Genomic DNA, 4,499 nt, shown 5'->3' on the forward strand with positions numbered 1-4,499 from the left:
GCCTTGGCGGCCCCCTTGGCTGCGGGAGCCTTCTTGGCGGCTGCGGTCTTCGTCTCGTCCGACTCGGTGTCCTTCGCGGCCGAGCGAGCCTTGGTGTTCGTGCCTGGAGTCACGTTTCGCCTTTCACCGGTCGACGCGCTCGGCGCGGCTCCGGTCGGTTTCGGACACTAGTAAGACCCTTGTCAAGTCCCAGCCTTCGCTGAGAGCTCTCACGAAGACGGTTGACAACGGGTCAGAGCGTCTAGTATCTCATACTTGCCGTGCGCCGCCAGCATCGCCCCGCCGGGACCGGCGCACCTCCGTACCTATGACAACGCGCAGGCCGGAACCAGAATTCCGCAGCTCGCGCCGAGTCGGGGCCCGCGGATCAGGAACCGCGCTTGTCGTCGTCGGGGCGCGTAGCCAGGAACCGCTCGAGCTCTGCGGCGAGCTCATCGGCGCTGGGCAGATCGCCCGTGTGGATCATCGGCGTCGCGAGCGTGGAACCGGCCATATACGAGTCGTACCGCTCCTCGAGCCCCTCCACCATGCGTGCCAGCTCGTCGCTACCGTCGATCTGCTCGGTGACCTTCTCGAGGTATTCGCGGTTCTCTTCGCGCAGCTCGTCGCCGGCGAAGACGAGTCCGGTCGCGACGGTGAGGCTGTCGAGCGCCGCGAGCGCGGCGGCCGGATAGTCGGAGTCGCCGAGGTAGTGCGGAACGAGCAGGACGAAGCCCGCGACGCGGGTCCCCGCCTCGGCCAGGCGGTACTCGAGCAGATGGCCGGCGGTCGCGGGCACCTGCGTGTGCGGCTGCCAGACCGAGTGCGCCTCGGTGAGCTCGGTCCGGGTGCCGCTGACCGTCGTGCCGATCGGACGCGTGTGCGGCACCGGCATCGGGATCGCATGCACCCACGTGACCGTGGACACACCGTACAGCTCGGCGAGATCCACCACCGCGGCGGCGAAGGCATCCCATGCGAAGTCCGGCTCGTAGCCGGCGAGCACCAGGAAGGGCTGGCCGAGCGAATCGTGAGCGAACGACAGCTCCAGGCGCGGCGGACGGTAGTCGGTGAGGTGGTCCTTCTCGAACGACACGATCGGGCGCCGGGCGCGGTAGTCGAGCAGCGTGTCGTTGGAGAACACGACGAGCGGAGAAGGCGACAGGTCGTCGCGCACATAGTCGATGACGCGGCTCACGGCGCTGCCCGCATCGGTGAAGCCGGTCAGGGCGATCACCAGCGGCAGACCGCGCGGTACCGGGGGCGCGGATGCCGCGCGCTCGAACAGCGGGCCGGAGAGAGGCATGCTCCCATGCTACGAGCCGTCGGAGGGGCAGAGGGCGGGTCGGTCGCGCTCAGAGCGAACACGCATGCTCCGTAGGATGGGCACCATGGCGTTCCCCGACCTCGAGTACCGCACCACCCCCGTCCGAGAGTCCGAAGCCGACGCACTGCTCCTCGCGCTGCCGCCCCTGGAGGGCGACCAGGCGCCCGACCTGGCCGACTGGCCGGGACTGCGCGACGCACTGTCGGCTCTCGGCTTCAGCGGTGCGACCGGGTCTTTCCTGCGGGTGTTCGCCCCCGAGTCGACGACGCTGCCGCTGGCCGTCGTCGGAACGGGCGCGGAACCGGATGCCTCGGCCCTGCGTGACGCCGTGGGCGCCGGCATCCGATCCCTCACCGGTTACGCGACCGTCGCCGTCGCCGCTCCGTTCGCCGACCCCGCGCTGTGGGCGGCCGCGGCCGAAGGCGCCGGCCTCGGTGGCTACCGGTTCGACGGCTACAAGTCCGAGACGCCGAAGGCTCGTGCCTCCCGCGTGGTCGTGCACGGTACGGCCGAGGCGGATGACGCCGCACTGCGTCTGGCCGCCGAGACCGCGGCATCCGTCGCGCTCGTCAAGGATCTCGTCAACATCCCCGCCGAATGGCTCGGCCCTGCCGACGTCGCGCAGAAGGCGGCCGAGGCGGTGGCGGACCTCGGGGTGCAGGTGGACGTGCTCGACGAAGACGCGCTGCGCGAACAGGGCTTCGGCGGCATCCTCGGCGTCGGGCAGGGCTCCGACCGGCCGCCCCGCCTGGTGCGCCTCGACTACGCGCCCGCCGGCGCCACCCGTCACGTCGCGCTCGTCGGCAAGGGCATCACGTTCGACACCGGCGGACTGTCGCTCAAGCCTGCGGCGTCGATGGTCGGGATGAAGTACGACATGGCCGGGGCCGCGACCGTGCTCGCAGTGGTGCGCGCCGCCGCAGCCGTCGAAGCCCCGGTCCGCGTCACCGCGTGGCTGTGCGTCGCCGACAACATGCCGTCGGGTCGCGCCACTCGTCCCGGGGACGTGCTGCGGATGCTGGACGGCACGACGGTCGAGGTGCTCAACACGGATGCCGAAGGGCGCCTGGTGCTCGCCGACGGCCTCGTCGCGGCCAGCCGGGAGCACCCCGACGTGATCGTCGACGTCGCCACGCTGACCGGCGCGATCCTCGTCGCGCTCGGCACCCGGCACACCGGCGTCATGGGCGACGACGACGCCGTCGCCGACTACCTCGCAGCCGCCGCCGAGGCCGGCGAGCCCGCCTGGCAGCTGCCGCTTCCCGCACACATGGTGGAAGAGCTCGACTCCCCCATCGCCGACCTGCAGAACGCCAAGATCGGCGATCCGGCGGGCGGCTCGCTCTTCGCAGGACTGTTCCTGCGTCATTTCGTCGGCCGCACGGGCGACGAAGCGGATGCGCCCCGGATCCCCTGGGTGCATCTCGACATCGCCGGCAGCGGGCTCCACAAGGGCGCGCCGTACGGCTACACCGACAAGGGACCGACTGCCGCCACCGTGCGCAGCCTGATCCGCTTCGTCCTGACTGACCTCGATGAGGAGGCACGATGACCGACCACACCTTCGATCTCGTCGTTCTGGGCGGTGGCAGCGGCGGCTACGCCGCCGCGCTCCGCGCCGCCGAGCTGGGCAAGACCGTCGCCCTCGTCGAGAAGGACAAGGTCGGCGGGACCTGCCTGCACCGCGGCTGCATCCCCACCAAAGCGCTCCTGCACGCGGCGGAGGTGGCCGACACCGCCCGCGAAGCGGCTTCCTACGGCATCCGCGCGACACTCGAGGGGATCGACCCGGCGGGCGTCCGCACCTACCGCGAGGGCATCGTCGCCAAGAAGTACAAGGGGCTCGAGGGCCTGGTGAAGGCGCGTGGCATCACCGTCGTCACCGGTGAAGGCCGTCTCGAGGCCGGTCCCGCCGTCCGCGTCGGCGACGACGTGTACCGCGGCACCGACGTGATCCTCGCCACCGGCTCGTACAGCCGCACGCTCCCCGGCCTGGAGATCGGCGGACGCATCCTGACCAGCGAGCAGGCGCTCGAGCTCGACGAGATCCCGTCGAGCGTCATCATCCTGGGCGGCGGCGTGATCGGCGTCGAGTTCGCCAGCGTGTGGCACTCGTTCGGCGCGCAGGTCACGATCGTCGAGGCGCTCGACCACCTGGTCCCGAATGAGGACCTCTCGCTCAGCAAGGGTCTGGAGCGCGCCTACCGCCGCCGCGGCATCCAGTACTCCCTCGGTGTGCGCTTCCAGTCCGCGACGCAGACCTCGGATGCCGTCACCGTCACGCTCGAGGACGGCAAGATCTTCACGGCCGACTACCTGCTCGTCGCCGTCGGTCGCGGGCCTGCGACCGCCGGCCTCGGATACGAGGAGGCGGGCCTCACGCTGGACCGCGGATTCGTCGTGACCGACGAGCGTCTGCGCACCGGTGTGCCCCACGTGTGGGCGGTCGGCGACATCGTGCCCGGGTTGCAGCTCGCCCACCGCGGATTCCAGCAGGGCAACTTCGTCGCCGAGGAGATCGCCGGGCTCTCCCCCGTCGTCATCCCCGACGCGCATATCCCCAAGGTGACCTACAGCCACCCCGAGGTCGCGTCCGTCGGACTCACCGAAGCTCAGGCCGCCGACCGTCTGGGCGCCGACGGCATCGTCGCGTACGAGTACAACCTCGCCGGCAACGGCAAGAGCGAGATCCTGGGCACGAGCGGCATCGTCAAGGTGGTGCGCGAGAAGGACGGGCCCGTCCTCGGCGTGCACCTCATCGGCGACCGTGTCGGGGAGCTCATCACCGAAGGTCAGCTCGCGGTCGGGTGGGAGGCGCACCCCGAAGACATCGCGCCCTTCATCCACGCGCATCCCACCCAGTCGGAAGCGCTCGGCGAGGCGTTCCTCGCCCTCGCGGGCAAGCCGCTGCACGCGCTCTGACCCTCCAGGCCGCCCCCCATCACTAAGCTAGATCCGATATTCATTCAGAAGGAGACATCCTCATGAGCACATCCGTGGTCCTCCCCGCTCTCGGAGAGAGCGTCACAGAGGGAACGGTCACCCGCTGGCTCAAGAACGTCGGCGACACGGTCCAGGCCGACGAAGGCTTGCTCGAGATCTCCACGGACAAGGTGGACACCGAGATCCCGTCGCCGGTGAGCGGCGTCATCGAGGAGATCCTCGTGCAGGAGGACGAGACCGTCGAGGTCGG

General features: G+C 70.2%; 4 protein-coding genes. 3 read left to right on the forward strand and 1 reads right to left on the reverse strand.

Going from position 1 to position 4,499, the window contains the following annotated elements; translation table 11 throughout:
* Window positions 1-367 precede the first annotated feature (367 nt).
* A complete protein-coding gene (locus ACTHNQ_RS19605) occupies window positions 368-1,285 on the reverse strand; it encodes a PAC2 family protein (RefSeq protein WP_018170907.1) in 918 nt (305 codons plus the stop codon).
* Between the two features lie 85 nt (window positions 1,286-1,370).
* Between ACTHNQ_RS19605 and ACTHNQ_RS19610 the strand changes: the two genes are divergently transcribed.
* From ACTHNQ_RS19610 to ACTHNQ_RS19620, 3 genes are all read left to right on the forward strand, one after another.
* Window positions 1,371-2,858 carry a leucyl aminopeptidase gene (locus ACTHNQ_RS19610; RefSeq protein ID WP_440335605.1) on the forward strand — a complete coding sequence of 496 codons (1,488 nt, stop codon included), beginning with the start codon at window positions 1,371-1,373 and terminating at the stop codon, window positions 2,856-2,858.
* Window positions 2,855-4,228 carry a dihydrolipoyl dehydrogenase gene (gene lpdA, locus ACTHNQ_RS19615; RefSeq protein WP_440335606.1) on the forward strand — a complete coding sequence of 458 codons (1,374 nt, stop codon included), beginning with the start codon at window positions 2,855-2,857 and terminating at the stop codon, window positions 4,226-4,228. Before ACTHNQ_RS19610 ends, lpdA begins: the two co-directional genes overlap by 4 nt.
* A gap of 62 nt (window positions 4,229-4,290) precedes the next feature.
* Window positions 4,291-4,499: biotin/lipoyl-containing protein (locus ACTHNQ_RS19620; RefSeq protein ID WP_440335607.1), on the forward strand; the 209-nt coding region annotated here is incomplete at its 3' end.

This window comes from Microbacterium sp. (genome assembly GCF_051953575.1).
Taxonomy (GTDB): Bacteria; Actinomycetota; Actinomycetes; order Actinomycetales; family Microbacteriaceae; genus Microbacterium.